Origin of the sequence: Oceanobacillus jordanicus (assembly GCF_022095695.1) — a bacterium.
Taxonomy (GTDB): domain Bacteria; phylum Bacillota; class Bacilli; order Bacillales; family Amphibacillaceae; genus Oceanobacillus_B; species Oceanobacillus_B jordanicus.
This window is the reverse complement of record NZ_JAIFZM010000012.1, coordinates 24,812-51,443: the sequence shown is the minus strand read 5'-3', so window position 1 is coordinate 51,443 and position 26,632 is coordinate 24,812. Positions and strand designations below refer to the sequence as shown.

Below are 26,632 nucleotides of genomic sequence, written 5' to 3'. Positions count from 1 at the left end.
CTAAAAATGCCGTTCATGTTATTCCCCTATTAAGGACTTGATTGCTGCTCGTACATTACCATCTGTTGCAATTAAGGCAACGTCTATTTCTTGGAGGCTCTTTCCTGTCTTCAACATAATAATGGCTGGTTTTACTTTATAATCGGTTTTTTCCAATGCTTCCTCAGCTGATTCATAACTTGCCTCCGTAATGGCAATCACATTTCTCTTTGCCCTTTCCTTCAGCTTATAGTTGCTTGCATGGACATCGACCATGAGATTCTCATAAACTTTTCCAAGTTTCACCATAACGGCTGTACTAATCATGTTTAATACCATTTTATGTGAGGTTGCAGCTTTCATTCGGGTAGAACCAGTTAAAATTTCCGGTCCTACGATCACTTCCATTGGACAGTCAACAAAACTGCTAATCTCAGAGTCTTTATTACTAGTAAGCGAAGCTGTAAATGCACCAATTTTCTTGGCATATTTTACAGCACCAATTGGATATGGTGTTCTTCCACTAGCAGTAATCCCAATCACAACATCTGCCGCTGTCACATTGCGTTCTGTAATATCGAGAGCTCCTTGTTCTTCTTGATCCTCTGCTCCCTCAACCGCTTCGAAAAAGGCACCGTTTCCACCAGCCATGACCGTCTGGACTAATTCCGGTGGAGTCATAAAGGTTGGTGGGCACTCGGATGCATCCATAACACCAAGTCGTCCACTCGTACCAGCACCGACATAGAATAACCTTCCACCATTTTTTAATGCATTGTATACGTGCCTGACGACTGTCTCGGTTTGTGGCAGGACTTTTTCCACCGCTATGGCGACCTGTTTATCTTCATCATTTATAAGCCGTAGGATGTCGCGAGTTGGCATTCCATCCAGATTCATAGAATTAGGATTTCTTTGCTCCGTAACCAATCCGGCAAGATTAGATAGGTTCATATGTATATAATCTCCTTATCTGCTAAAAGCTGAAATAAAATTTTAATTGGTGCTGCACTAAATAGAATTAAAGCGCTTTCATGCGTTTTCTATAAGAAAGCCCGTAAAAAACTCTTTTATTCTACGACTTCTTTCATCTGCCAGCGTACTCCATTTTGTCATAGGTGTCTGTGCAGCTCTTTGTTAAGTTGTTTATATTATAGGGTGAATGATATTTTTTGTCAATTTAATTTTGAAAATAAGAAATAAAATTTCACTCAGCATATAAAGCGTCCTGTTTCTTAAACTTCTTCAGTAAAACTTATCTCTACCTAGCTTAAGTTGGAGTCGTTGGACGCTGCTGGATTCTCTTGTTTAATCACGTAAAAACATGACCGCTTCTCTTGATGCATCAAGGTGTTGGATTGTTTCTTCATAATGGTTGGATGCAAGACACATCAATAACATATCAACGACATGTAGCTGGGCAATCCGAGACGAGGTTGCCCCACTGCGAAAGGTTGCTTCCTTTGCTGCAGACGTATGTAATAATATATCAGCATATTGGCTAACAAGGGAATTTCCATATTTCGTTATCCCTATCGTTGTAATGTCACGTTGTTTTGCTAACTGAAGTAATTTGGCAACTTCCTGTGTGTCCCCAGAAAAAGATATCCCGATCACGACATCTCCCTTTCCTTTGTTTGCAATCAGTGTTGCTGCTAAATGAATGTCTGAAAAGGAATAGGCATTTTTATCGATTCGCTGAAACTTTTGCTCTCCATCCTTGGCGGCAATATAAGACGCACCCACCCCTGCGAGTACGATAGAATTTGCATTCGCTAATGCTTCTACCGCTACTTTCAATTGATTTTCATCAATAATATCCACTGTTTCCTTCAATGTTTGCACTGTATTCGCTGTCACTTTGTCTATAATACTTTTATAGGTTTCATTCGGCTCAATATCCCGGTAAACAGTTGCGTCATCTGTCTGGAGATCCCCGGCTACCCGTATTTTTAATTCCTGAAATCCTTTAACGCCAAGTGATTTACACAACCGGATCACTGCTGCACTGCTTGTATTACTTTTTTCCCCTAGACCGAGTGCCGTGAGATGGATCGCTTCCTGTGGATGGTCAATAATATATGTTGCAACCTTACGCTCTGATGGTGACAGACTGTTCACCATTTCTTTCAAAATCACGAGTCCGCCTTTAACATGCGCCATGACTTCACCTTCTTATTGTGTATTTTTCATCTGCTCTAACATATTTCGGCTTACTTGAATAGTTGCTTGTTTGTATGCCCCGATTAGCGAACCAGCCACTGGTGGAAATTCTGGTTGCACGAGGGTAAATGGAATATTTTTCAAATAGTCTTTTAAAAGTACTGGCATGACTGCTTTCTCTTGAAAAACACCACCACAAAGCACGACCTTTGTTTTCTCTTCACTAGTAAATAGTGTACGATATAGTGCCATAATTTGGGAAGCAATGTCTTTGGCAGCCTGTTGTAAGATAGCTTGTGCCACCACATCTTCTTGGGCATATGCTTGAAATACAATGCGGGATAATGGCGCAATAATCATTTTCGGCTGTTTGGCATTATAGACTTTTTTTATAAGCTCCTGCGGTTGCAGTACTTGAAAATGCTCGTAAAGCATTTCAAGCAGAATGGTAGGCTCCCCTCTCCCATCAACCGATTTCAACGCCTCCGTTACGCCTGCTCTGCCTATCGCATAACCACTGCCCTCATCACCAAATAAATAGCCCCATCCGCCAACTCTTCCTTGTTCACCAGCTTCATTCATCCCGTATGTAATGGAACCTGTGCCAGCAATCTGAACGATCCCCGCTCCCCCATACGTCCCAGAATATAAGGCGCAAACAGCATCCGGCTCAACAAAAACAGTTGCATGTGGAAGGAGCTGGGAGAGGATGCTTTCTAATAGGGTATGGTTTGCTGGATTGGCTGACCCTGCGATGCCGGCATATACCAATTTCACATTCTTTAGCCGTGTTTTTTCCTCGTTATCCAGTTCTAGAAAAAGAGTTTGAAACACGTGGATCAGCTGTTGTTCGCCGACAGCATTTGGATTACTTGCCCCACTAATAGCCCGCGATAAAATGTTCCCGTTCTCATCAGCCAATACGGCTTGGGTTTTCGTACCTCCGCCATCTATTCCCATATAATACGCCATCTATCTCCCTCCCCTTGATTGCATACTTTACTTTCTTAACAAAATTTTATTTTAAATACATTAGTAATTATTGAAATATTATTATAACATAAAATTTCATTTACTTTTATAGCAAACAAGTTGAAAATATCAGGAAAGTTTTCGATGCAGAACTGACCTCCCTATCTACAAAAAAATAGCTCCATTCCTGAGAACAGAGCTATCTTCCACTATTTTTCTATTTTACTTACTGAATCCCTGTAGACAATTTGATGTGGGATGATAATTCGCTTAGCCGGTTCGTCCTTATTCAGTGTCAATTCAATCAGCGCTTTTGCTGACTGTGCTCCAAGCTGATGGATTTGTACATCCACCGTCGTTAAAGCAGGCCTGGTTATTTCCGATAAATAAACATTATTAAAACTTACCAACGACATATCAAGTGGAACATGGAATCCTAACTCCTCCAACGTACTGAGCACACCTAAACTCATCAGGTCATCTGTTACGACAATACCTGTTGGCTTCACATCAAGTGACAGGAGTTTTTCCACTGCTTCCCTACCACCAGATTTTAAAAACTCGGTGTGCAATTTATACGCCGGATTTTCTGGAATGCCCGCCTCTCGCATTGCAGCTTCATATCCAGCTTCCCGGTCAACTGTCACAAATAAATCCTTCGCACCACCTATGAAAGCAATTCGTTCATGCCCTTGCTCAATTAGATAGGAAGTAATGTCTTTACCTGCTTTAAAATTATCATTGTCCACATGTGTAATATTGCTTACATTGTCATACGGCTTCCCGACAATAACAAAAGGGAAGTTTGTTTCGATTAAGAAATCCGTAATCCGATCGTTTACACGGGAATATAGGAGAATAACCCCGTCAACATAACTACCATACACCATACGTTCCACTTCATTAAAAATCTCTTCCTCTGTATCTCCACTCGATAATGTCATGGAATACTGCATTTTATGTGTGATGGAACCAATTCCCCTTAGTACTTCTGGGAAAAAGGGATTTTGTAAAGATTTATCAGCAGAAGATGGCAGAATTACGCCAATTGCTTTTGTTGATTTCACGACAAGATTTCGGGCGTTTACGTTTGGGTGGTATCCCAGGTCCTTCATTGCTTTGCGAACCTTCTTTTTCGTATCTGGACTTATTCTTGGATTATCGGCAATCACTCGTGACACAGTAGAAGGTGAAACCCCTGTTGCCTTTGCTACATCTTTAATTGTTACCATATACTCACCCACTACTTTTCATTATAGAGGTTGCTCAAAAAATCCGGTAAAAATGACACATCAGTACTGATGACCTTCGACTAAATTCCAACACGTCCTGTGTCGAACGTCGAAGTCACCACATCCTGTGGAAGCTCGATGGCTTGCTTTTCCGTTCCTCACGTATTAAAGGAGTTTAATGAACTTCTGTTAAAATCGTCCACGTCCTGTGGACAACACAGAAGTCACCACATCCTGTGAAAGTCCGGTACTCAAAGCTACGCCGCCTCGAACTTCTTGGTCCTTTTTATCCTCCTTTTTGAACACGCACTTATAAAATTATCTTAAATTGTTGTTTGTCTTCGTATGTTTTTCCATTTAGTATAACATTTTGATTCGGTTTTAACTCGGCTAGATTAACGTCTACTTCCTTGTATGGAGGCAAATAATTTCCTTCTTTATCTAAAATGGTAACATGGATCGCATCTTCTTCTGATTTGATCTCAATATTCCATTTTAAGTAATCGCCTTTTTCGTAAGCAAACGTCTCGCCATCATCATCATAGTACGTGAAGGAGTAGACATCACCTGGGTTACCTGCCACTACATGCATGCTGCGTTGTTTTGTTTCTTTCTCTTGATTTGAAACCCACTTCGTTTGCATAACAGCCGTTCCCTTTTTAATGAAAAGCGGAAGATCGGCAAGCTCAGCGTGAACTAAATGGGCACGATTTCCTTCAAAAGTTTCACCTGTCGCCCATAGTATCCATTCCCCTTCAGGCAAGTACACAGCACGGTCTGTTACCCCTGGCGAAAGAATTGGCGCCAATAGAACGTTATCGCCAATCATGACCACATCATTCAGATTGTACGTTCTTTCATCATCCGGGTATTCCATAAATAGCGGGCGCATGACAGGAAGTCCTGTTTGGCTAGCCTTAAAGAATAAACTGTAAAGCTGTGGAAGCCATTCATACCGCATCTGCATATAATTTTTCATGATCGTTTCGTATTTTTCACCAAATTGCCATGGCTCTTGATATTTTGTATTCAGTGCAGAGTGATTTCGGAAATACGGTGTAAATGCGCCAACCTGTGTCCAGCGTACAAGCAGTTCAGGGTTGGTATCATGAGCAAATCCACCAACATCAGGTCCTGTAAATGCTACACCAGACAAACCAAGGTTCATGACCATTGGTAAGGACATTTGTAAATGCTCCCAGAAGCTTCGGTTATCTCCTGTCCAGACAGCTGCGTAGCGCTGCACTCCTGAATAACCTGCCCGTGTAAGTAAGAAAGGGCGTTTTCCTTGAAGCTGATCCTTCATCCCCTCATAGGTTGCTTTCCCCATTAATAGCCCATACACATTATGTAGTTCTTTGTGTGTAGTTGGACGGCCATCATTTCGGTGCATGACCGATGTATCCATCGTTTTCGTTTCGTTAAATACTGCAGGCTCGTTCATATCATTCCAAATTCCATCAATGCCCATATCTGTATAGAACGCATGCTTTTCGCCCCACCACTTCCGAACTTTCTCATCCGTGAAATCTGGAAACGCACTTTTCCCTGGCCAAACATCACCAAAATAAATGTCACCTTCAATATATTTACAAAAATTATCCCCTTGTACGCCTTCTTGATAAATCGGGTATTCTGCATCCTGCTTTACCCCTGGGTCCACAATTGGAACAACCCGTATGCCCATTTCGCGCAGATCTGCGATTAGCTTTTCCGGATTTGGAAAACGATCTCTGTCAAAGGTGAATACCCGGTATCCATTCATATAGTGGATATCAAGATGGATCACGTCGACTGGAATATCACGTTCTAAGAAATTGGCTGCGAGCTCTCTTACTTCCGCTTCTGTTTCGTAACTATAACGTGATTGGTGATAACCGATCGCCCATTTCGGCGGAATCGGCATTCTTCCTGTTAAGTACGTATACTGTTCAAGTACCTTTTTCGGATCCGGACCTGCTAGGACATAATAATCAAGCTGTCCCCCTTCTGCTGAAAAGGAGTATCTATCAATCTCTGACTTCATATCAAAAAAGGTACGGAATGTGTTATCAAAAAAGATACCGTGAGCTTTCCCATTCCGTAATGTCATAAAATAGGGAATAGACTCGTATAATGGATCTGTTTCGGGATTATGTGGTGCATATACATCCGTGTTCCACATTTCATATTTTTCACCACGTTTGTCAAGAAAACCACTCTTCTCTCCAAATCCATAGAAATGGTCTGATTCCTCCATTTGTTTCCATACACGTATTTCCCCATTTTGGTCGTATGCCATTCCCCGCTCTTGTTCTTTTACAAGAATTCGAGAGTTTTCATCTTTGACGGTGATCCGCAATGGGTTTTTCTCTATCTTCACTTCAAGTTTCTTTGTTTTAAGAAGCAACACCGCTTCAGAATCCTCTTCTGAAACGGAAACATCTAATGGTGTTACATGTATTGATTTGGAAAGATCCAGCACAGGCTGTGATGTAGGGTTCATCACAACTCTGAGAATGGCATCCGTATAAAAACAAAGTGTCACAAACCCATTCGTACATGTTAGTTGATACATATTCTGTTGTTTTTCAATGGAAAGAACATTCCCTATATCGAGATAATGTTTTCCAGTCGTATCTTGTTTATTCTCTGGTAGTATGGCAAAGCTTGTATCTTCAAGCATATGGGTTCCTCCTGTTTTCTTTTTGATTCATATATGCTTGCTTAACCTTTCGATCCTCCAGCAGTTAATCCGGATATTAAATAACGCTGTAAATACAGATAGATAGCAGCAATTGGTAAAGCCACAAGGATCGACCCAGCAGCGAATCTAGTAAAGTTATTTGCAAACTGATCATTTATAAAATTGTACAGTCCAACAGCCAATGTATAATTATCAGCACTTGAAAGGACGATGCTAGGTAATAAGAAATCGAACAATGGCATCATAAAGTTAAATAAAGCGACAACTGCTAAAATTGGTTTAGCTAGTGGAAGCATAATGCTCCAAAACACGCGCAAATGTCCTGCCCCATCAATTCTTGCAGCTTGGTCTAGCTCTCTTGGAATGGTGTCAAAGTAGCCTTTCACCAACCACGCATTGAATGGTATTTGCCCGCCTAAATAGATTAAAATTAAACCGGTTAACGTATCTAGCAAACCAATCATATTCAAGAAGATATATAATGCAACCATTGCCATCATCACAGGAAACATCTGTAGTAACAGGAACACATAAAGTCCGTTTTTTTTGCCTACAAATTGGTATCTAGAAAACGCATATGCTATGAGAGAAGTGATAATCACACTACCTAGTGCAGTAGCTGCAGACACGATCATAGAGTTTTTATACCACATTAAGTAATCACTTTCTTCACTAAACAGCCATTTATAATGTTCAAGCGAAAAGTTTTCGGGGATGATTGAGGAAGAGTATAAACTGCTTCCTTGATTAAAGGACATACCAACCGTCCAAACAAGTGGGTAAAATATAATTACAGCAAATATGGCTATAATTATATAAATTGCAGCTACCTCAATTCTTGATTTCTTCTTTTGGTTCATTAAATTTCACCTTCTTCTTTAAATGATCTCGTTTTCCTAAATTGGTAGAAGGCAAAGCCAGAAACAATGACACCCATAATGATCGAGATTACAGCAGCCATACTGTAATTGTTAGTATCAAAAGTTAGCTTATAAACCCATGAAATTAAAATATCAGTGCCGCCAGCATTCTGTCCCCTGACTGGTGGCCCACCCTCGTTAAATAGATATATAACATTAAAGTTATTGAAATTCTGAGCATATTGCATAATTAAAAGTGGTGCTGTCGCAAACATAACATGCGGAAGTGTAATAAACCTGAATTTCTTAAATCGTGTACCCCCATCAACATCAGCCGCTTCATACCAATCCTTTGAAATACTCTGCAGCACACCTGAGAACAGTGCAAAGATAAACGGAAAGCCGAGCCATGTTTGTATCATAATAATAGCTATCCGGGCGTACAACGGATCACTTAGCCATGGTAATCCTTCTCCTCCAAATAATGGGATAATGATATCTCGATTAATTGAACCGAAGTCATCATTAAACATAGCGGAAAAGATGAGAATCGTTACAAACGCTGGGACTGCCCAAGGTAAGATCAGTATAGTTCGAATTAATTTTTTGAATCTAATTCTTGAGTCATTAACAATTAAGGCTAGGAAAAGTCCTAGACCTATTTGTAAAGTAGTAGCTACTAATGTCCAGACGATAGTCCAACTAAACACGCTAAGAAATGTATCCTGCCAAATAGGTACTGTAACCAAACTTGAAAAATTATCAAAGCCGACCCAATCTACTAGATTCCTAGGAGGTGAGTTATATAAATTATAGTTTGTAAATGCAAGCAGGATAGAAAATAATAATGGGAAAATAACGACGAATATCATAAGTACCAATCCAGGAAACGTCATTAAATACGGGAATGCACTATCATAAAACTGCCTCATTGCCTCTCCAAATTTCATAGGCTTCCAGCCATCTCTTATTCGTTTTGCCTGTTTTCGAGCATCCAGAACATTAAATACGTATAATGTAATGGCAAAGAAAACACCAATTAAAGCAAGTACTCCAAATACTAATAGTCTTATAGAATGGTCTGTCCCTGGAATAGTTCCTAAGGTACGGAGACCCCACAGACCAAAATTGATAGATTCTAGCATTGTAACGAGGAAAGCTACTTCTATTACAATAAATACTGTCCCCTTGATGAAGCGACGATTATATAGTTGCCCTAAGCCCGCAAAGATTATAGATAGCACCATAGCAACAGTTGGATTATGCTGTTTCTTTTCAACATGTCTTTTTTCTACATGTTTCTTTTCTTCTGCTGGTAGATGTGACATGGTAAACCCCCTCTATAGCAAAACGCAAATTTCACCTTATTATTTATAAAAGCAAATGGGAAGATTATAAATCCTCCCATCCTCTCTTTCTATTGACCAGAACCGCTTGCTTGAATATTATCTTCTATCTGCTGAACTGCTTCTTCTAATACAGATTTCGGATCTTCTCCTTCAGCTAAGAACTGCAGAGCATTATTCATTGGTTCCCATACTTGAGACATTTGCGGAGTACTAGGCATTGGCACGCCGTATTCTACTTGCTCAGCAAATGCTGAATAGATTGGATCATCAATTGATTCTAATGCCTTTGTATTCGCTGGCAGCTCCCCAGCTACTTCAAAGTAATACCCAAGGTTTTCTTCGTTTGTTAAAAATAAAGCCAAATCTTGTGCCCAGTCTTTTTCCTCTGAGTAGTAGGAGACCATCCATGATTTAACTCCTACTAAGGTGGAACTTGGTTCTCCATTTATTTGAGGAAATGGTGCAAATGATACGCTGTCGCCTAATGCTTCTTTATATCCAGTGATACTCCAAGGACCATTAATTACTGCACCGACTTTCCCTTCTGTAAACAGACCATCAATTACATCTACTGTAGTAGAGGCAGGGATCATCCCACTTCCAAAGAATGATTGAAATAATTCTCCACCTTCTATAGCACCTTCATTTGCCATGCCTACATCTGTTGTATCATATTCGCCAACATCACCACCGAAAATGTATCCCCCATAATTTTTAAAGAATGGGTAAGCAAAATATAAATCATTTGGTTTCATTAAAAATCCATATTGGTCTTCTGACGCATTTGTATTCTCTTCTACTATGCTTTTTAAGTCTTCAATTGTTTTAGGAGCCTCTGATACAATATCTTGGTTATAGAAAATACCATAAGTTTCAATTACAGCCGGTACACCATAACGATCGGTTTCTTCTTCAAAATTATACGTTACAGCTTCAACAGCTGCGTCACTGTATCCACTAAGTTCTTCATCTGTAACATCAAGTGGTTCCGCTAATCCTTGGGCCACAATATTACCTATTTGATCATGTGGTTGGAAAAATAAATCTGGACCTTTTCCTTCAGGACCTGCAAGAGATAATTCTTGAAGCTGCTCTAACATTGATTTTGCAACAACGTTAACTTTAATACCTTCTTGTTCTTCATAATCTGCTGCAATCTTTTCAATTGCCTTCAATTGTTGTTCTTCGTCATTAGCCCAAATTGTTAGCTCTTCTGGCTTTTCAGTAGTGGAATCTGTGTCAGTGCTCGCTTGTTCAGATTCTTCTCTTTCTGGAGCACATGCAGCTAATAATAGAATTGTAAAAACTAGAGTTAATAAAGAAAATAATGAAAGTCTTTTATTCATAGTAATTCCCCTTCTCTATTTTATTTTTGTGCAAACGTTTGCCTTGTAACTGAATCTAATATTACACATTCATATAATTTTTGGCAAGCGTTTTCAAAAAATTCCTTTTAGACTTTCTTTGTTTTTAGAAAAGGGTTACAAAACCTTATGAATTTCTGTTGACTTCTAACATATAATTGGTTAATAATTAGGTTATCATCATGTAATAACAACAAAAACATACAATTTGAGGGCAATGCTTTCTAGTAAACAACCCCGGCTTTTTCGTCAAAAAAGCTCGGGGTTGTTTTTATTTAAAGGAGGTGCAAATCAAACGGTTTAACTATTAACTTAGGAGGGATAAATATGTACAAATTTATGAAAACGATTGCGCTAGTCTTATTGTTATTAATATGTAGTAGCACCTATGTGTTTGCACAATCAAATGATAATAACATTAATACCGTTGATTACTCCCAAGATGTCATCTACCAAGTTGTTACAGATCGTTTTTACGATGGAGATCCCAGCAACAATCCCACAGGGGAAATTTTTAGTTCAGATTGTAGTGATCTTCATAAGTATTGTGGAGGTGACTGGAAAGGGATAATTGATAAGATTAATGATGGCTATTTAACAAACATGGGAATTACAGCTCTGTGGATTTCACAACCGGTTGAGAATGTCCATGCACTACACCCAAGTGGTTATACTTCTTATCATGGTTATTGGGCCAGAGATTACAAAAGAACAAACCCTTATTACGGTGATTTTGGTGATTTCGATTCACTTATAGAAACTGCACATTCTAACGGAATTAAGGTCATTATGGACTTTACACCTAATCATTCTTCACCTGCTTTGGAAACAAATCCTAACTATGCTGAAAACGGTGCTATTTATGATGATGGTAATTTGTTAGCTAATTATTCCAATGACCAACTATCTATTTTTCACCATAACGGTGGTACTGATTTTTCAACTTATGAGGATAGTATCTATAGAAATCTTTATGATCTCGCCGACTTTAACTTGAACAATTCTCAGGTTGATCAATATTTAAAAGAATCTATTAAACTATGGTTGGATAAAGGGATTGACGGTATAAGAGTTGATGCGGTAAAACACATGCCTCAAGGATGGCAGAAATCATTAATGAGTGAAATATATACACATAAGCCAGTTTTCACATTTGGAGAGTGGTTTTTAGGGCAAGGAGAAGTTGATGAAAAAAACCATTACTTTGCAAATGAAAGTGGAATGAGCCTTCTAGACTTTAGATATGGTCAAAAAATCCGTGAAGTACTGAAAGACGATACTGATGATTGGCACGGGTTTGATGAAATGATTCAACAAACTGACTCTGATTATAACCAAGTAAATGATCAAGTAACCTTTATAGATAACCACGATATGTCAAGATTCTCTACTGACGAATCCAATAATAAACATACAGATATGGCATTGGCAGTTCTCTTGACTTCCCGAGGTGTCCCTACAATCTATTATGGAACTGAACAATATCTCAGTGGAAATACTGATCCAGAAAATCGAAAACCAATGCGAGATTTTGATACCAGTACGACATCCTATAAAATCATTAGCGAATTAACAGAATTAAGGAAATCTAATTTGGCTGTTGGATACGGAGATACAACAGAAAGATGGATTAATTCAGATGTCTACATTTATGAAAGAAAATTTGGTGATAGTGTTGTCGTTACTGCAATCAATAAGGGAACTACAGATTACCCAATTTCAAATTTATATACTTCACTTCCTGCAGGTCAATACCAGGATGTAATGAATAACGTCCTAGACGGCAACAGTATATCAGCTAATAGTAACGGGGCTGTTGATTCATTCACCATCTCAGCTGAGAGTGTTGCAGTATGGGAGTATTCTACAAAAGAAACCGAGCCACTAATTGGGCATGTTGGTCCAATTGAAGGTAGCCCTGGTAACCTGATAACAGTAAACGGTGAAGGATTTGGTGCCGAAACTGGCAATCTAAAAATAGGTACAGCAAATGTTCCAATAGAATCGTGGTCTAATGAAGAGATAAAATTCAAAGTTCCTGACATCGCGAGTGGTAATTATGATGTTTCATTAAACACTGCTGATGGTTTATCCAGTAATGTATATGAAGATTTTGAAGTGCTAACAGGAAAACAAGTGAGTGTTCGGTTTGTAGTAAATAATGCCCTCACTGATTTTGGTGAAGATCTATACCTAACTGGAGATGTAGGTGAATTAGGTAATTGGGATGTTGATAAAGCAATAGGCCCAATGTTCAATCAGGTCATTTATCAATATCCAACATGGTATTATGATGTGAGTGTCCCTGCAGGGGAAGAAATCCAATTTAAATTCTTTAAGAAGAAAGAAAATGGTGTCATAGAGTGGGAAAGTGGTTCTAATCACACATACACTCTTCCTGAAAAAGGTACAGATACAATTATAGTCGATTGGAATTAAACTATAACAAGAAAGGTCGCTGTTTATACAACTAAGGAGGTTACAACCAATGATAAAAGAAGCAATCTACCACCGCCCCAAAAATAATTTTGCCTATGCATATGATGCGGACACGCTTCACATTGTTTTGCAGACGAAAAAAGGTGACATGCAGGATGTTCAGCTGATCTACGGGGATCCCTATGATTGGAAGGATGAAAAATGGCAAACTGAAACAGATTCTATGACTTGTTCCGGTTCTACAGATTTGTATGACTATTGGTTTATAGCAGTTAAACCGACGTTCCGTAGAATGCGATATGGCTTTTATTGCTCAGATGGTAAAGAAGAATGCTATGTTGCGGAAGATGGTATCTTTTCTACTCTTCCAACTGAAATTAGCCATTTCTTCTGTTTTCCATATTTAAATAAGGCTGATGTCTTTCAGGCTCCAAATTGGGTGAAAGACACTGTTTGGTATCAAATTTTCCCAGAGCGATTTGCTAATGGGGATGCTTCTATTAACCCTGAGGGCGCACTTCCATGGGGATCTGAGGACCCAACACCTTCAAATTACTTTGGCGGTGATTTTCAAGGGGTTATAAATAATCTTGATTACTTAGAGAAACTTGGCATTAACGGGATTTACTTTACCCCTATATTCAAGGCATACTCTAACCATAAATACGACACCATTGATTATATGGAAATTGATCCGCAATTTGGTGATAAGGAAACCTTCCGTACGTTGATTAAGGAATGTCATAAACGTGGTATTCGTGTGATGCTCGATGCCGTGTTTAATCATAGTGGATACTATTTCCCTCCATTTCAGGATGTTCTTGAAAACCAAGAGAACTCTCAATACAAGGAATGGTTTCACTTATGGGATTACCCCGTTGTTACAGATCCTGCACCAAACTATGATACATTCGCTTTCGTTTCGTCGATGCCAAAACTAAACACGGAAAACAAAGAAGTCCGTGACTATTTACTCGAAGTGGCCCGTTATTGGGTAGAGGAATTTGACATTGATGGCTGGCGACTTGATGTTGCCAATGAGGTGGATCATGCGTTTTGGCGTGACTTTCGCCGAGTCGTAAAAGAAGTAAAGCCGGAAGCATACATTCTCGGAGAAATTTGGCATGATTCCATGCCGTGGTTACAAGGGGATCAGTTTGACGCGGTCATGAACTACCCATTCACCAACGGGGCCATTACCTTTTTTGCCGAAAACAACATGCAACCAACCGCGTTCTCTAATTCTCTTAACAGGGTCATGCATATGTATCCGCAAAACATCAATGAGGCAGCCTTTAATCTTTTGGATAGCCATGATACACCGCGCATTCTAAGTTTGGCAAAAGAAAGTGCAGCAAGAGTGAAACTGCTTTATTTATTTCAGTTAACCTTTACGGGAACTCCTTGCATCTATTATGGAGATGAAATTGGAATGAGCGGTGGGCAAGACCCTGGTTGTCGTGCATGTATGGAGTGGGATTCGAGCAGGCAAGATCAAGAGCTGTTCCAATTTGTCCAAGAACTCATCGCTTTACGTAAGCAGAATGCGTTATTTGGAAATAAAGCAACCTTTAGCTTCCTCCATGCAGATGATGAAAAGAATGTGCTTGTCTATGAAAAGAGATTGGGTAACCAACAGTTAGTCGTCATGTTAAATAACAGTGAATCTGTATCGCATGTTTCGAAGACTATTTTTGGTAGAGAGCTAAACAATGAGATTTCCCTACCTACGCAAAAAATCGAAAATCAAGACAGTGCTTCGGAGTTTGAAGTCCCACCTTTAGGATGGCGAATTTTTGAAGTGAAAGATTAATGAGTAAAAAACTGTCGTGATATAAGTTCTCTAATTAACGCTTCGGAAATACAAAAGAAATTCGAACTAGATTGAATGAAAAACAATCCGAGTTCGGATTTCTTTTTTACTTAAACACTTCCTCCCTCTTTTCTTCTTTTTATTTTCAATCGCTTCTATCACCAATAAATTTTATTGATTTTATCTAGTAGTTTTATGTATTTAATTTTCATAATAATCTATACAGTTTAATGACGAACCTTTATTGTTTATAATGGCATTAAATCTTAGGAAAGGAAGTAATAATCATGCGTTTAGAGAATAAGATTGTGATTATCACTGGCGGCGCTGGTGGTATTGCTACTGGTATGGCCACTGCAATGGCTAAAGAAGGTGCCATTATAGTATTAGTTGATATTAATGCTGAAGCCGGAAAAGTTGTGGAAGCAAAAATTAGAGAGATTTCTCCTAAATCAATGTTTATAAAAGGAGATCTTTTTGATGTTGAAAACTTACCTACTATTATCGAAACGGTTGTTGCAAAGTATGGTAAATTAGACGTACTAGTTAATAATGCGCATGCGTCGAAACAAAAGCCGTTCGAAGAAACAACCCAAGAAGATTTGGATTTCTCATTTGGTACAGGCTTTTACCCTACTTTCTACTTGATGAAAGCAGCATTTCCTCATTTAAAAGAGACAGAAGGCACGGTGATTAACTTTGCATCTGGTGCTGGCTTATCGGGCCAACCAACGCAAACCTCTTATGCAGCAGCAAAAGAAGCAATCCGTGCTATTTCCCGCGTTGCAGCTAATGAATGGGGCAAATATAATATCAATGTTAATCTAATCAGTCCTATTGCAAAAAGCCAAGCTGTAGAAAAATGGGCTGAGGACTTTCCTGAAATGTATGAGGCAAGTCTTTCCTCAATCCCATTAGGTCGCTGGGGCGAGCCTGAAGAAGATGTCGGGCGTGTCGCTGTGTTCTTAGCCTCTGAGGATGCTCGCTATATTACAGGTCAAACGATAATGGTAGACGGTGGTTCGATTCAATTGCGCTAATCAAAGGAGAAGCCAATGAATAAACCTACATTTTATGAATTAATTAATATGGTCGAACAGGTGAACAACGCAAATATTATCCAATTTACAGAAGGATTGACTAAACCAATTGGCATTTCTTCGCTTATTGTATTAAGCGAAATTCGCAAACTTGAACAATGCCAACCCATAGAATTATCCAATAAACTCGGATATTCAAAAAGCAGTATTTCTATCATTACTAAAAAATTATTAGATGCTGGCTATATTGAAAACACATTTGATCCACATGACCGGAGAAAAATTTATTTAAGCTTAACAAGCGCAGGCAATGATATGTTACGCGAAGCCGAATATCTTGGTCAGCAATACTATGAAAATATATATAGTGTACTCACTGATGAAGAGTTACTTCAGTATATTGAGATTCAAAAAAAGTTACTGAATAAGTTGAAGGGTTCAAAATAACTATTATCATTCCGTTCTGCATAGTTTTTAGCTAATCTAAGACACGGAGGCAAATATAAATGAATCGTTTAGAGAATAAAGTTGCAATCATTACTGGTGGAGCTCAAGGCATGGGTGCTGCCCATGTAAGATTATTTGTAGAACAAGGTGCAAAAGTGGTACTAACAGATTTAAACGAAGAAAAAGGCCAAGCATTAGCTGCTGAATTAGGTGATAATGTGATCTTTGTAAAACAAAACGTTACAAGTGAAGAAGACTGGAATAATGTACTTGCAATTACGGAAGAGAAGTTCGGTCAAGTGAATGTATTAGTTAATAATGCAGGAATTACGATGGCCAAAAGTATTCTAGACATTTCGCTTGAAGAATATCGTCGGATTGTGGATATTAACCAGACTTCCGTATTTATTGGCATGAAAACTGTTGCACCGTTAATGGCTAGATCGGGCGGTGGGTCCATCATAAATATCTCATCAATGAATGGTTTAGTTGCAGGCGCTGTAGGTTATACAGATACGAAATTTGCGGTACGTGGTATGACAAAAGCAGCAGCCATGAATTTAGCGGCTATGGGTATTCGGGTGAACTCTGTACATCCTGGGGTGATTGCTACCCCAATGGTAGTACAAGAAGATACTAAAGCTGCTGTAGAAACATTTTCTGCACAGATTCCATTAAAACGTGTAGCGCAACCAGAAGAGGTATCAAACATGGTACTATTCCTAGCTTCAGATGAATCGAGCTATTCAACTGGTTCGGAATTTGTAATCGATGGTGGATTAACTGCACAGTAATTTATTTTATTAGAAGATAACCCCATAATTTAAATTACATTATGGTTATTCAATATAAAATGCCAAGGGTAGCACCGAAAGTAATTTTCAGTGCTACCCTTATAGTATAATCTTTTCTCCCATTTCTTTTCTGCAATGTCTTTGTATTGCGATACAACGGGGTCTTCCTAATGAAGTCTCCCATTTAATCATTCATTAAACGGATTGGTTCTGCTCATCTAAGAAGTTTTCTATTTGCTTCCTGTGATGGTTGTCATGCCAAACAAAGCCGCTAAAGTAATTAAACGCGTTGTGCGGATAGCCAGAGTGCTCGTCAAGCGTTTCGCCATTTAATTTAAAAGTTGTCGTGAAAAATGATTCATCTTTCGCTTTCAACGCTGTAAGTAAAGCATTCCTTGCTTGCTGCTGTTCCTGCAATATTTGTTTCTGGCTAATTCCTGATTTCGCGTGGGTAGCCGCTTCCTTGTTAAGTTTTTCAATATCGATGCTTTGAATGTCCGCATCTTGCTCCATTTTGGGTAGCATAGCAGTAAGAATATATGTATCCCAATAAGCAATATGTGTCATAGTCTCCGCCATTGCCCATTTGCCCTCAGCAATTGGGGTGAAGAAAAGATTCTCCTCAACCTTATATAAGGTTTCCGCCCATTCATTGAATTGCTCCATATCCTGGTAAAGTTCGTTTATTGTATACATACATGTCCCTCCCTTTCTTTTTAACTATTCTATAAAGGGAGAGACAATCCTTCTTTCTAAATAATTATATCTATGTACCATGTTAGGTCCTTCCTTCTTATGGGTATACGGCAATTAGAAGGAGTGTAATGGAATATGAAAATAATCAATAATGTTCGCCTATATAGACCGTATGATAAGGAAAACACAGAGGATATTTACCACATTGGTGTGGAAAACGGAAAAATTTCCTTTATTAAAAAGGGATTATCGCAAGAGCAGGGCTCCAATATAGTAGATGGAAAAGGAAAAGTCCTTACCGCTGCTTTTAATGATTCTCATATGCATTTACTTCGGTTCGGCTTTATGAAAAAAGAGATAGACTTAAGGAAGGTCACCTCTTTCAGTGAAATGAAAAAAATTGTCCATAACACCTATGAAGAAGAGAAAATGGAAGAACATGATTGGGTGGTTGGACGAGGACTAATTGACAGCCAATTAAAGGATAAAGACAAACCTCTAACAGCAGAGGATCTAGATGAATTGGAATATAGTAAACCAGCTTATTTCCTCCACGATGATGGACACGAATGTGTACTAAATAAAGAAGCGCTAAACATTGTTAAAGAAGAACCAGATCTTCTCAGAAATCATGAACAATTCATTGAAAAAGATAAAGATGGCCAATGGACAGGCCGATTTAAGGATACTGCCGTCCACTTCATTAAATTTCATTTCCGAAAGAAAGAACAGGAAGAAATTTATAAAGCATTAGAAATGGCAATCCCTCCCCTACTAGAAAATGGTATCTCCTCTGTCCATACGGATGATCTTAACTTTGCTGGAGATTTTGAGAAGCTTTGGAACACATATAGAACCTTGGAAAATGAGGGAAAACTCCTAATCGATGTCTGGCTTCATCATTACATTTTTAATAAAAACGATCTAGCTGACTATTTAATTAAGTGGAAACTCCGGACAGGTGACGGTAGTGACCAAGTGAAAATTGGGGCAGTAAAAATTTTCCTTGATGGTACACAACGCTTGCATACTTCTGCGTTAAGAGAGCCTTATTCAGATAGACCACATACACGAGGTACGTTAATTTATTCGCAAGAGGAGCTTCGTGACATCGTGCAATTAGCTGACGAAAACAATATGCAAGTTGCGATGCATGCTATTGGAGATCGCGCGGTAGAGCAAGCACTTGGCGCTCTAAGTAACGTCGATACCAAGAAACGCAGGCATCGCATTATCCATGCACAGGTTTTAGCACCAGATTTACTACAAAAGCTAGAAGAAATAAAACCATACCTTGAGACCCAGCCCGGCTTCATGATGGATGAACATGATCAAACGTTAAACTGGGTAGGGACAGAAAGAGAACGCTATTGTAATCCGTGGAAAACCGTACTAGATAAAGGTATCCCTTTCACATGCAGCTCTGATACACCAATTGGTCCCCTCTCCCCTATACAGGAAATATACGCGGGAGTTAACCGTATGGATTTAGATGGGAAACCAGAAGGTGGCTGGATCCCTGAAGAAAAGTTAAGTGTCGATGATTGCTTCTTTGCTTATACGGTCCGAGCAGCCGAACTGGAACATCGCGAAGACGAAAAAGGAAAAATTGAAACTGGCCATAAGGCTGATTTTATTTTACTGGATAGCCACCCCAAAGACATAAAATCAAGTGAACTATATAAACTTCAGGTGTCAGAAACATGGATAAATGGCGAAAAGGTCTATGATAGGTCGGAGCAAAAATAAATATAATACAGGCCTTTTAAAATTTTCTACCTGTCCATTCGTAAAAATTGTAAAAAGCCTACATTTTAGTAGGCTTTTTTTAATACACTGCTTTTAGAGGTGATAAATATGGCTAGAGTGAAATATACGGATAATGATGTTGACTTAGTGGCAAGGATGATGCGAGCAGAAGCAGAAGGTGAAGGTAAACTGGGAATGCTGATGGTTGGGAACGTTATCGTTAACCGATTAAAGGCCGACTGTTTAGATTTCGAAGATTTAAGATCCATTAACGACGTTATTTTTCAAATCCAAGGTGGAAATTACTCCTTTGAAGCAGTACAAAAGGGAAACGTTTTTTACAACAGAGCAAGAAACGTTGAAAAAAGATTAGCCAGACAAACTTTAGATTATTGGCGACAGCACCCTTCCAAGTATGCGCTTTGGTATTTCAACCCATATGGTGAATGTCCACCCACTTGGTATGGTCAACCGTTTACAGGACAGTACAAACAGCACTGCTATTATGAGCCAGTAGCAGATACATGCGAAGGTGCCTATCGATACTAAGGGAACCCCACCCTACATTTCTACTTTACTATTAAAAAGAGAAGAAGGTTGTTAAAAATTCTTTTCTCCAAAGAACATAACTAAATTGACAGTGTTTAAATACAAATAATACTTTATAGTACCGCTTTGGGAAAAATGGGAACGGCTCTAGCTGCTGTTCCCATAGAACAAGGAAAGCTTCGATAGCTTCACTTCGCACAAAGAAAATTGTTTATTATATTTTAGGGAGCTCCATGTTCTGCCTAAACTAAATTAGATTAAATTCACACAAAAACCGAACTAAGCAAATCTTTATTCAAGGCTTTGCATTATAGTTTGGGTTATCATCTACCAGGGATACTTTTGTATATCCCTCGTTTAACTAACATCAACATTTGCAAATCATTAACATATTTCCATCTGGGTCTTGAAAATTAAAATAGTGATCATGTTCAATCTCCGTCGTTACGTTAACACCCTTCTTTTTCATAAATTGAAATGCTTCTTTAATATCTTTCGTATTCAGGTGAAATGCTGGAGTTTTATATACATGGCCCTCTGAATAAATCTTGCTGTCTAGCACAATCCCTGTACCCTCCATTGGTAACACATAAAGATGACCAAACTGTATTTCTCCCACAGTTTTTAAACCTAAAATATTACTATACCAATCTCTTGCTTTCTCTATATTGCTTACCGGAATGAATACAGTTCCAATTTGGTTTTGAATGGGATGAGTCATGAAAACACCTCCTATATTTAAATTTCTACCATCAACATAGTTTGTATATAGACAACTCTTTAATTAACTTAAAATATAGCATATTCACATAATTTAGCAAACCAAAATAAATGCTGGACTTCTTGCCTGATTTTTGGCTAGATGTACCTACAAGTAGATCTTTATCCAGCATCTTCTTAACCATAAAAGTTTCCTGAAAAATCCTCTTTCTTTAATAGTAACGGGCCTTCTTATCTAGTATAAATAGACTAGGAAGAAATAGTTTAAGAGAGGTGTATTACACATGTTTTGTGATATTTGTCAGCCAAAACCAAAAGGTTATACTGTTTATTTTGCTGATGATCAAGATGCACAACCACTTATACATTACATAGAAGGAAAACCAGAGAATACGTGGAGTGCAGTAAATGAGAGAACGTTTTGGGTTATGGAAGCTATTCTATTCTATTCGATATGATCGATTATGTAGAAGCCCATTTGGACCCTAAAAGCTTTTATGCTGTCGAGTCAAACAGAGAAGATCCACTTAAAACGTTATATAAAATGAAACAAATTCATGAGTTTCAAATAGAACGAGAGTCAAGCTGGATCGATGAGGTTATCGAGCGAAGCCAACTTCGCACCCATTTCCAACCTATTATAGAAAGAATAAATGGAGGTTCTGAAATTGTAGGGTACGAGCTTCTTTCAAGAGGCGTAGATCAAGATGGGAACATCATCCCTCCTTTCAAACTATTTGATGCAGCAAGGGTGAGAAATCGTACGTTCGCTCTTGATCGCGCCTGTAGGCTACAGGCAGTTCGGAACGCTGCTACTTTACCTACTGATAAATTAATCTTTATTAATTTTATTCCAACCGCTATTTATGTTCCGGAGCATTGCCTTGCCACTACCTTCGCTTTAATTAAGAAGCTTAATATAAAGCCAGAGCAGGTTGTGTTTGAAGTAATGGAAACAGATGAAGTAGTAAAATATTGAGCATTTGAAATCCATCCTAAATTATTATCGCGATCACGGTTTTAAATATGCCTTAGATGACGTTGGAACAGGCTTTAATGATCTGCAAAAATTAGCAGATTTAAGACCAGATATTGTGAAGCTTACCATGGAATTTCCTAATGGCGTGAGTGAAGACAAAGCCAAACAGGAAGTTGCTGCGTCCGTAGTAAAACTCTCACGTGAGATGGGTGCAAAAGCACTTGCAGAAGGTGTCGAAACAGAAGCAGATTATCACTATCTTACTAAAATGGGATATGAATTATTCCAAGGTTATTATTTTGCCAAGCCGAGTCCTACACCCTTGGAAACACTCAACTTAGAAAAAGACGGAAGGCCTGAACACCTACATGATAACAGCAGAGTATAATAATCTACTATGCCCTGATATAATTCTACTAAAGTGACTCCCTTTCAGGAGCCACTTATTTTTTTATAGAACTATTTCCTGTATACTTGGGTTATGCAATGAATTGGAGGAGAACAAAAATGAAGGTGAAAATGAATGTACAAACTGCATACCATGGGGATTTGCTCCGTGCGGGGAAAATATATGAAATTGATGAAGCAACTGCAAAACGTTGGGTCGCCAGTAAAATTGCGGTAGCGGTAGAGGAATAAAGCGGACCCCTTTTGATTAAGACAAACACACTCCAAAGTGGGATAAATTTCCCCTGTAGAAACCTTATAGATGATACGTTATAATGAGTAGGACAAGGAGGTGATTAGGTTGAGTGAGGAACGATTTGATCGGATGGAGAATACTCTATCTCAAATTATTACAATGCTAGGTAATGTTATGGAAGAACAAACTGCTATGAAAACTGATCAGGCTACTATGAAAGAGGAGTTAACCACACTAAAAGACATGCAAGCTGCTATGAAAGCCGAACAGGCTACGATGAAGTCAGATCAAGCTACCATGTGGAAAGAGATCACTGCAATGAAAGAAGAAAGCAAGGCGCAACATACTGAAGTAATGGACAAGTTAAAATCCATCGAGGCAGACCAAGAACATATTTGGGAAAAAGCAGCACGTAATGAACGAGAGTTTGCCAGATTTAAAAATCAATTCCACTTATAATGTCCCACAACAAAAAGACAATCTACAATAGCGCCTCATTTTAACCCGTTACAAGCTCCCAGCCTGTAACGGGTTTTGTTTACCTACAAATAATTTGAAAATATTCTAAGGTAACGGGGTCTGCTTCTATCTCATCCTTATTCCAGGTGTGCTGCAAGTAAACTTCTGCGACAGCCTCTTCTCTACTTCCTCTCTTAACAGCTGTCTCCATCGCAATGACACTTTCGAGAAGAATAGCAAATTTATGCGCGATATCCTTGCTGTAATATGTTTGAAGCTCCTGCTTTTTCGAAGACCTTATTAGGGTAATCTGCTGGATTAACGAAGACAACTCTTCTTCAAGATGCGTAACCCACTCAGACAAAACTGATTTTTCATTTATGTTGGCAAGCCTTTTTTTCATTTCCTCTATAAAAATAGTGTCCACGTGATATTTTTCAATGAGACGAACAACCTCTAATCCAAGAATATTAGCTGTTCCTTCCCAAACGGTAAGGACTTGGGCGTCCCGCAATAGCCTAGGGGTAACAAAATCTTCAATATAGCCATTTCCCCCATGCATTTCGATGGCTTCATGTGCAAAATGGATTGCCTGTTCAGCAGTTTCCTTTTTTACGATGGCCACATAAAGTCGAAAGAGGATTTGCTCTTCTTCGGTAGCTTCATGCTTTGCCTGCTTCCCCATCACCTTATCCATCAGCTGAATCACGTGAAACAGCGTATTCAGTTCCACTTCTTGCTTTGCAGCCATTTTACTTAATGTGTCCTGAACCATTGGATAATGGGTTAAGGGATTGCCAAATGCTGGACGATTTCTTGCATAGTTTCTTGCCTCAAGATAAGCACGCTTCATAATCCCTAGTGAGGCGACAGCATTCGCTACACGTGACAAATTAAGCGCCTCCATCATGTATCCGAGCCCCTTGTTTGGCTCACCTACAAGGAAACCTTTCGCACCAGAAAATTCCACTTCAGCCGACGGAACGGCCCGCACACCGAGCTTATCTTTCAGCCTGCGAATACGTAGGAGTCCTTCTTTGCGGTTCTCTTCCCACGGAACTAAGAACAGACTAAGTCCCTTCGTCCCCTCTGGTGCTCCATCCATTCTAGCAAGTACCATTGCCAGACCACAGGCACCGGCATTACTCGCAAAATATTTTTCACCACTAATGCGGAAGCTCTTTCCATTCGGCACAGCTTTTACCTCATTTGCGCCAACGTCTGACCCTCCCTGTCGCTCTGTTAGAAAGGTTGCCCCTTCATAAAGTTCTACTTCTCCGGTTGAAAGTACATGTGGCAAGTATGTTTGCTGCAAATCTTCTGAAGCATAGTGGTCTATCAGGTAAGCAGTTGCTTGGGACAGGGTGACTGGACAATAAAACCCAGCTTCCGCATGTGATAATAGATAGGCTTGAGCAAAAGCATACACATAATTTCCCTTTTGTTTTAATGCTGGAATTTCTTTATGCACATAAGCGACAATCCCCTTATTATAGGTTTCTTCTACTGTTTGACGATATCCTTCATTTAACCAAACTTCGGATATTTCCTCACCCATTTTGTTATAGCGAATTAACGTTGGTTGCCCCTCTCGGTCTGTATGCACAGCACGTTCATCTACCGGACCAGCGCAAAGTTCGCCAAATATTCCAAGCTCCTTGTCCGCCCATTCCCAAAATGGCTGGGGAAGCTGATCCTGTAAAATCTGCTTTAAGTTAGGATCGCCATGATAATAATTCTTCAATTTGGTACCTCCTCTTCCTTACTGTTGTATGCGCTCCCTCAATTGGCTTTTTTGCAGTTTCCCAGTTACGTTCCTAGGAAGCGCTTCCAATTGTTCGCATAGTTTTGGAATTTTATAGTCTGCGAGTTTTCCTTCTAGAAAACTTGTGAGCTCCTTCAATGGCTCGTTTATTGGCTTGTCTGCAACGATAAATGCCTTTACTGTCTCTCCCCAATTTGGGTTTGGAACTCCCACTACAGCAACTTCTTGTATGGCTGGATGTGTGATGATTAATTTCTCTATTTCCTGTGGGAAGATATTTACTCCACCAGAAATAATGATATCTTTCTTTCGATCTACTACCCAGAAATAACCGTCCTTATCCTCCTTTGCCATGTCCCCCGTGTACAACCATTCTCCTTTTAAAACGTTTGCTGTTTCTTCTGGGTTTTTGTAATAGCCTTTCATATTTCCTTCCCCGTGAAGGATAATTTCCCCAATCTCTCCCTGTTTCACATCATTTCCATTCTCATCTACAAGCCGTAGTTCACAATGTAAAGCGGCACGGCTTCCAATACTTCCTGCCTTGCTGTCATGTTCCTCTGAGCGAAGCAGTGTTCCACTTGGGCCAGCTTCCGTTAATCCGTATACACAGGTTAATTTGTCTGTTGAAAACTGTTTCTTGATATACGAGACCTCCTGCTGGGAGAGTGGCGCACCTCCATAAACCCAATATTCCATGGAACTTAGATCATAATCTTGTAGTTTAGGATGTTTGGTGCTGGCTAGGTAAGCAATAGGAGCACCAAAGAAATGCGTAATTTTCTCTTTTTCAACTGTTGATAGTAATAATTCTGGTGTGAAGGTTGGCACGACGACATGCGTAGCACCCACATTTAAAGCTGCTGCCATAAACAAGTGCAATGGAGCTGAATGGCTGAGAGGCATGATATGGAGCACCCTGCTTTCAGGTTTCATTGTCATCTCCATACAAATCATGCGGGCAACAGTCAAGATATTCCGATACGTAAACAAGACACCTTTTGGTTCTCCTGTTGTACCAGAGGTGTATAGAATACTAGCTTCATCATCTTCGTTTAGATCAGATAAGATCTCTTCCTCCGAAGCGTTATCCATTATTTGCTCAAGGCTGTACCATGTTGAAGTAGATTTCCCTGTTTTGATAAACAACAAGCCATTATCATTTGCTAACTGCTCCACTTGCTGAAAAATGAGATCATGTGTAATAAACGCTTTTGCCTCACTATGGGATAAAATGTAGGTTAATTCGTTTGCAACTAGCTTGGCATTAACAGGAACAATAATTCCGCCAAGCCGTTGGACCGCAAAATAAGTATAGAGGAATTCTTTTGTATTTGGCATATGGAGGATTACTTTATCGCCCCGCTCAATACCTAGTGTTAGGAGGGCATGCGCTAATTGATTCACCTTTTTATTCCATGTTTCATAGGTGACGCTTTCTGTCGGTGTTATGATAGCTTCTTTGGTTGGATATTTTCTTGACTGATGGGCTAATAAGTCAGGCATATTCATCTTTGTCACGCTCCAACTCGGATAATTTTTTCTGAAAATCTACGATATACTGCTCCATCTCTGAACGAATCTGAATTAAATCTTCTATTCTGCTGCTCACCTCCTCTATTTTTTCTTTTCCGTATTGTATCGTGCGTTCAAGCTGCTGACGTCCACTTGGATCCTGATCAAAAAGCTGGATCATGTCTCTTATCTCATCTAAGGAAAAACCATATTTCTTTCCACGAAAAACGAGTTGAAGACGCGCTTTCTCTTTTTTGGAAAATAATCGTTGGCCACCTTCCGATCGATGTGGAGTGAGTAAACCTATCTCTTCATAGTAACGAATCGTTCGTGTTGTAATCTCAAAATGCCTGGCGAGTTCCGAAATGGAGTACATTTCCGTTTGAGACATGTGATCACTCTTTCTTTCAATTTTCCAA

Annotated in this window: 25 protein-coding genes; 12 read left to right on the top strand and 13 right to left on the bottom strand. The window is 39.2% G+C overall.

Annotated elements, in window-relative coordinates; translation table 11 throughout:
• Nucleotides 1–18: 18 nt before the first annotated feature.
• The 8 genes from murQ to K3T81_RS14140 form a co-directional block, all read right to left on the bottom strand.
• Nucleotides 19–933 (bottom strand): N-acetylmuramic acid 6-phosphate etherase, encoded by a 915-nt coding sequence (gene murQ / locus K3T81_RS14175; RefSeq protein WP_238020635.1) that lies wholly within the window; start codon nt 931–933, stop codon nt 19–21.
• Nucleotides 934–1,287: 354 nt separating this feature from the next.
• Nucleotides 1,288–2,142 (bottom strand): MurR/RpiR family transcriptional regulator, encoded by an 855-nt coding sequence (locus tag K3T81_RS14170; protein ID WP_238020631.1) that lies wholly within the window; start codon nt 2,140–2,142, stop codon nt 1,288–1,290.
• Between the two features lie 12 nt (nt 2,143–2,154).
• Nucleotides 2,155–3,114: an N-acetylglucosamine kinase gene (locus K3T81_RS14165; protein WP_238020630.1), complete on the bottom strand. Its 960-nt coding sequence runs from the start codon at nt 3,112–3,114 to the stop codon at nt 2,155–2,157.
• A 209-nt stretch (nt 3,115–3,323) separates the two neighbouring features.
• Complete coding sequence (locus K3T81_RS14160) at nt 3,324–4,346, bottom strand: LacI family DNA-binding transcriptional regulator (RefSeq protein ID WP_106897429.1); 1,023 nt, start codon at nt 4,344–4,346, stop codon at nt 3,324–3,326.
• Nucleotides 4,347–4,656: 310 nt separating this feature from the next.
• Nucleotides 4,657–7,011: a glycoside hydrolase family 31 protein gene (locus tag K3T81_RS14155; RefSeq protein WP_238020628.1), complete on the bottom strand. Its 2,355-nt coding sequence runs from the start codon at nt 7,009–7,011 to the stop codon at nt 4,657–4,659.
• A gap of 41 nt (nt 7,012–7,052) precedes the next feature.
• Nucleotides 7,053–7,892, bottom strand: coding sequence for a sugar ABC transporter permease (locus K3T81_RS14150; RefSeq protein ID WP_238020627.1), 840 nt, complete (start codon nt 7,890–7,892; stop codon nt 7,053–7,055).
• Nucleotides 7,892–9,220 (bottom strand): carbohydrate ABC transporter permease, encoded by a 1,329-nt coding sequence (locus K3T81_RS14145; RefSeq protein WP_275949842.1) that lies wholly within the window; start codon nt 9,218–9,220, stop codon nt 7,892–7,894. The genes K3T81_RS14150 and K3T81_RS14145 overlap by 1 nt, the downstream gene beginning before the upstream one ends.
• Before the next feature lie 89 nt (nt 9,221–9,309).
• Nucleotides 9,310–10,587, bottom strand: a complete 1,278-nt coding sequence (locus tag K3T81_RS14140; RefSeq protein ID WP_058949070.1) for a sugar ABC transporter substrate-binding protein — start codon at nt 10,585–10,587, stop codon at nt 9,310–9,312.
• A gap of 345 nt (nt 10,588–10,932) precedes the next feature.
• Between K3T81_RS14140 and K3T81_RS14135 the strand changes: the two genes are divergently transcribed.
• The 5 genes from K3T81_RS14135 (at nt 10,933) to K3T81_RS14115 (ending at nt 17,138) form a co-directional block, all read left to right on the top strand.
• A complete protein-coding gene (locus K3T81_RS14135; RefSeq protein WP_058949069.1) occupies nt 10,933–13,044 on the top strand; it encodes an alpha-amylase family glycosyl hydrolase in 2,112 nt (703 codons plus the stop codon).
• A gap of 49 nt (nt 13,045–13,093) precedes the next feature.
• Nucleotides 13,094–14,857 carry a glycoside hydrolase family 13 protein gene (locus K3T81_RS14130; protein ID WP_106897432.1) on the top strand — a complete coding sequence of 588 codons (1,764 nt, stop codon included), beginning with the start codon at nt 13,094–13,096 and terminating at the stop codon, nt 14,855–14,857.
• A gap of 287 nt (nt 14,858–15,144) precedes the next feature.
• Complete coding sequence (locus tag K3T81_RS14125; protein WP_249226164.1) at nt 15,145–15,897, top strand: SDR family NAD(P)-dependent oxidoreductase; 753 nt, start codon at nt 15,145–15,147, stop codon at nt 15,895–15,897.
• A 15-nt stretch (nt 15,898–15,912) separates the two neighbouring features.
• Entirely contained in the window at nt 15,913–16,344 is a 432-nt protein-coding gene (locus K3T81_RS14120; protein ID WP_238020626.1) for a MarR family winged helix-turn-helix transcriptional regulator, read from the top strand.
• Between the two features lie 59 nt (nt 16,345–16,403).
• On the top strand, nt 16,404–17,138 hold the full coding sequence (locus tag K3T81_RS14115; protein ID WP_238020624.1) for a glucose 1-dehydrogenase: 735 nt from the start codon (nt 16,404–16,406) through the stop codon (nt 17,136–17,138).
• A 195-nt stretch (nt 17,139–17,333) separates the two neighbouring features.
• On the opposite strand, the gene K3T81_RS14110 is transcribed toward K3T81_RS14115, so the two are convergent.
• Nucleotides 17,334–17,834, bottom strand: coding sequence for a DinB family protein (locus K3T81_RS14110; RefSeq protein ID WP_238020622.1), 501 nt, complete (start codon nt 17,832–17,834; stop codon nt 17,334–17,336).
• 135 nt (nt 17,835–17,969) lie between these two features.
• Between K3T81_RS14110 and K3T81_RS14105 the strand changes: the two genes are divergently transcribed.
• Nucleotides 17,970–19,583: an amidohydrolase gene (locus K3T81_RS14105; RefSeq protein WP_238020614.1), complete on the top strand. Its 1,614-nt coding sequence runs from the start codon at nt 17,970–17,972 to the stop codon at nt 19,581–19,583.
• Between the two features lie 108 nt (nt 19,584–19,691).
• Nucleotides 19,692–20,132, top strand: a complete 441-nt coding sequence (locus K3T81_RS14100) for a cell wall hydrolase (protein ID WP_238020612.1) — start codon at nt 19,692–19,694, stop codon at nt 20,130–20,132.
• Nucleotides 20,133–20,499: 367 nt separating this feature from the next.
• Here K3T81_RS14100 and K3T81_RS14095 read toward each other — a convergent pair whose 3' ends face one another.
• A complete protein-coding gene (locus K3T81_RS14095; protein ID WP_238020609.1) occupies nt 20,500–20,853 on the bottom strand; it encodes a VOC family protein in 354 nt (117 codons plus the stop codon).
• Between the two features lie 283 nt (nt 20,854–21,136).
• On the opposite strand from K3T81_RS14095, the gene K3T81_RS14090 reads away from it, so the two are divergent.
• The 5 genes from K3T81_RS14090 (at nt 21,137) to K3T81_RS14080 (ending at nt 22,933) form a co-directional block, all read left to right on the top strand.
• A complete protein-coding gene (locus K3T81_RS14090; RefSeq protein WP_238020606.1) occupies nt 21,137–21,310 on the top strand; it encodes a hypothetical protein in 174 nt (57 codons plus the stop codon).
• Nucleotides 21,274–21,831, top strand: coding sequence for an EAL domain-containing protein (locus K3T81_RS19530; protein WP_275949841.1), 558 nt, complete (start codon nt 21,274–21,276; stop codon nt 21,829–21,831). Before K3T81_RS14090 ends, K3T81_RS19530 begins: the two co-directional genes overlap by 37 nt.
• Before the next feature lie 4 nt (nt 21,832–21,835).
• Nucleotides 21,836–22,219 (top strand): EAL domain-containing protein, encoded by a 384-nt coding sequence (locus K3T81_RS19525; RefSeq protein WP_275949840.1) that lies wholly within the window; start codon nt 21,836–21,838, stop codon nt 22,217–22,219.
• Between the two features lie 119 nt (nt 22,220–22,338).
• Complete coding sequence (locus tag K3T81_RS19520; RefSeq protein ID WP_274520957.1) at nt 22,339–22,470, top strand: hypothetical protein; 132 nt, start codon at nt 22,339–22,341, stop codon at nt 22,468–22,470.
• Nucleotides 22,471–22,579: 109 nt separating this feature from the next.
• Nucleotides 22,580–22,933 (top strand): hypothetical protein, encoded by a 354-nt coding sequence (locus K3T81_RS14080; protein ID WP_058949059.1) that lies wholly within the window; start codon nt 22,580–22,582, stop codon nt 22,931–22,933.
• A gap of 79 nt (nt 22,934–23,012) precedes the next feature.
• Here the strand turns inward: K3T81_RS14080 and K3T81_RS14075 are convergent, their stop codons facing one another.
• Genes K3T81_RS14075 through K3T81_RS14065 form a run of 3 tightly spaced genes read right to left on the bottom strand, consistent with a single transcriptional unit; the run spans nt 23,013 to nt 26,604 of the window.
• A complete protein-coding gene (locus K3T81_RS14075; RefSeq protein ID WP_238020605.1) occupies nt 23,013–24,677 on the bottom strand; it encodes an acyl-CoA dehydrogenase family protein in 1,665 nt (554 codons plus the stop codon).
• A gap of 18 nt (nt 24,678–24,695) precedes the next feature.
• Nucleotides 24,696–26,210, bottom strand: coding sequence for a class I adenylate-forming enzyme family protein (locus K3T81_RS14070; RefSeq protein WP_238020604.1), 1,515 nt, complete (start codon nt 26,208–26,210; stop codon nt 24,696–24,698).
• A complete protein-coding gene (locus K3T81_RS14065) occupies nt 26,197–26,604 on the bottom strand; it encodes a MerR family transcriptional regulator (protein WP_238020603.1) in 408 nt (135 codons plus the stop codon). Before K3T81_RS14065 ends, K3T81_RS14070 begins: the two co-directional genes overlap by 14 nt.
• Nucleotides 26,605–26,632 lie beyond the last annotated feature (28 nt).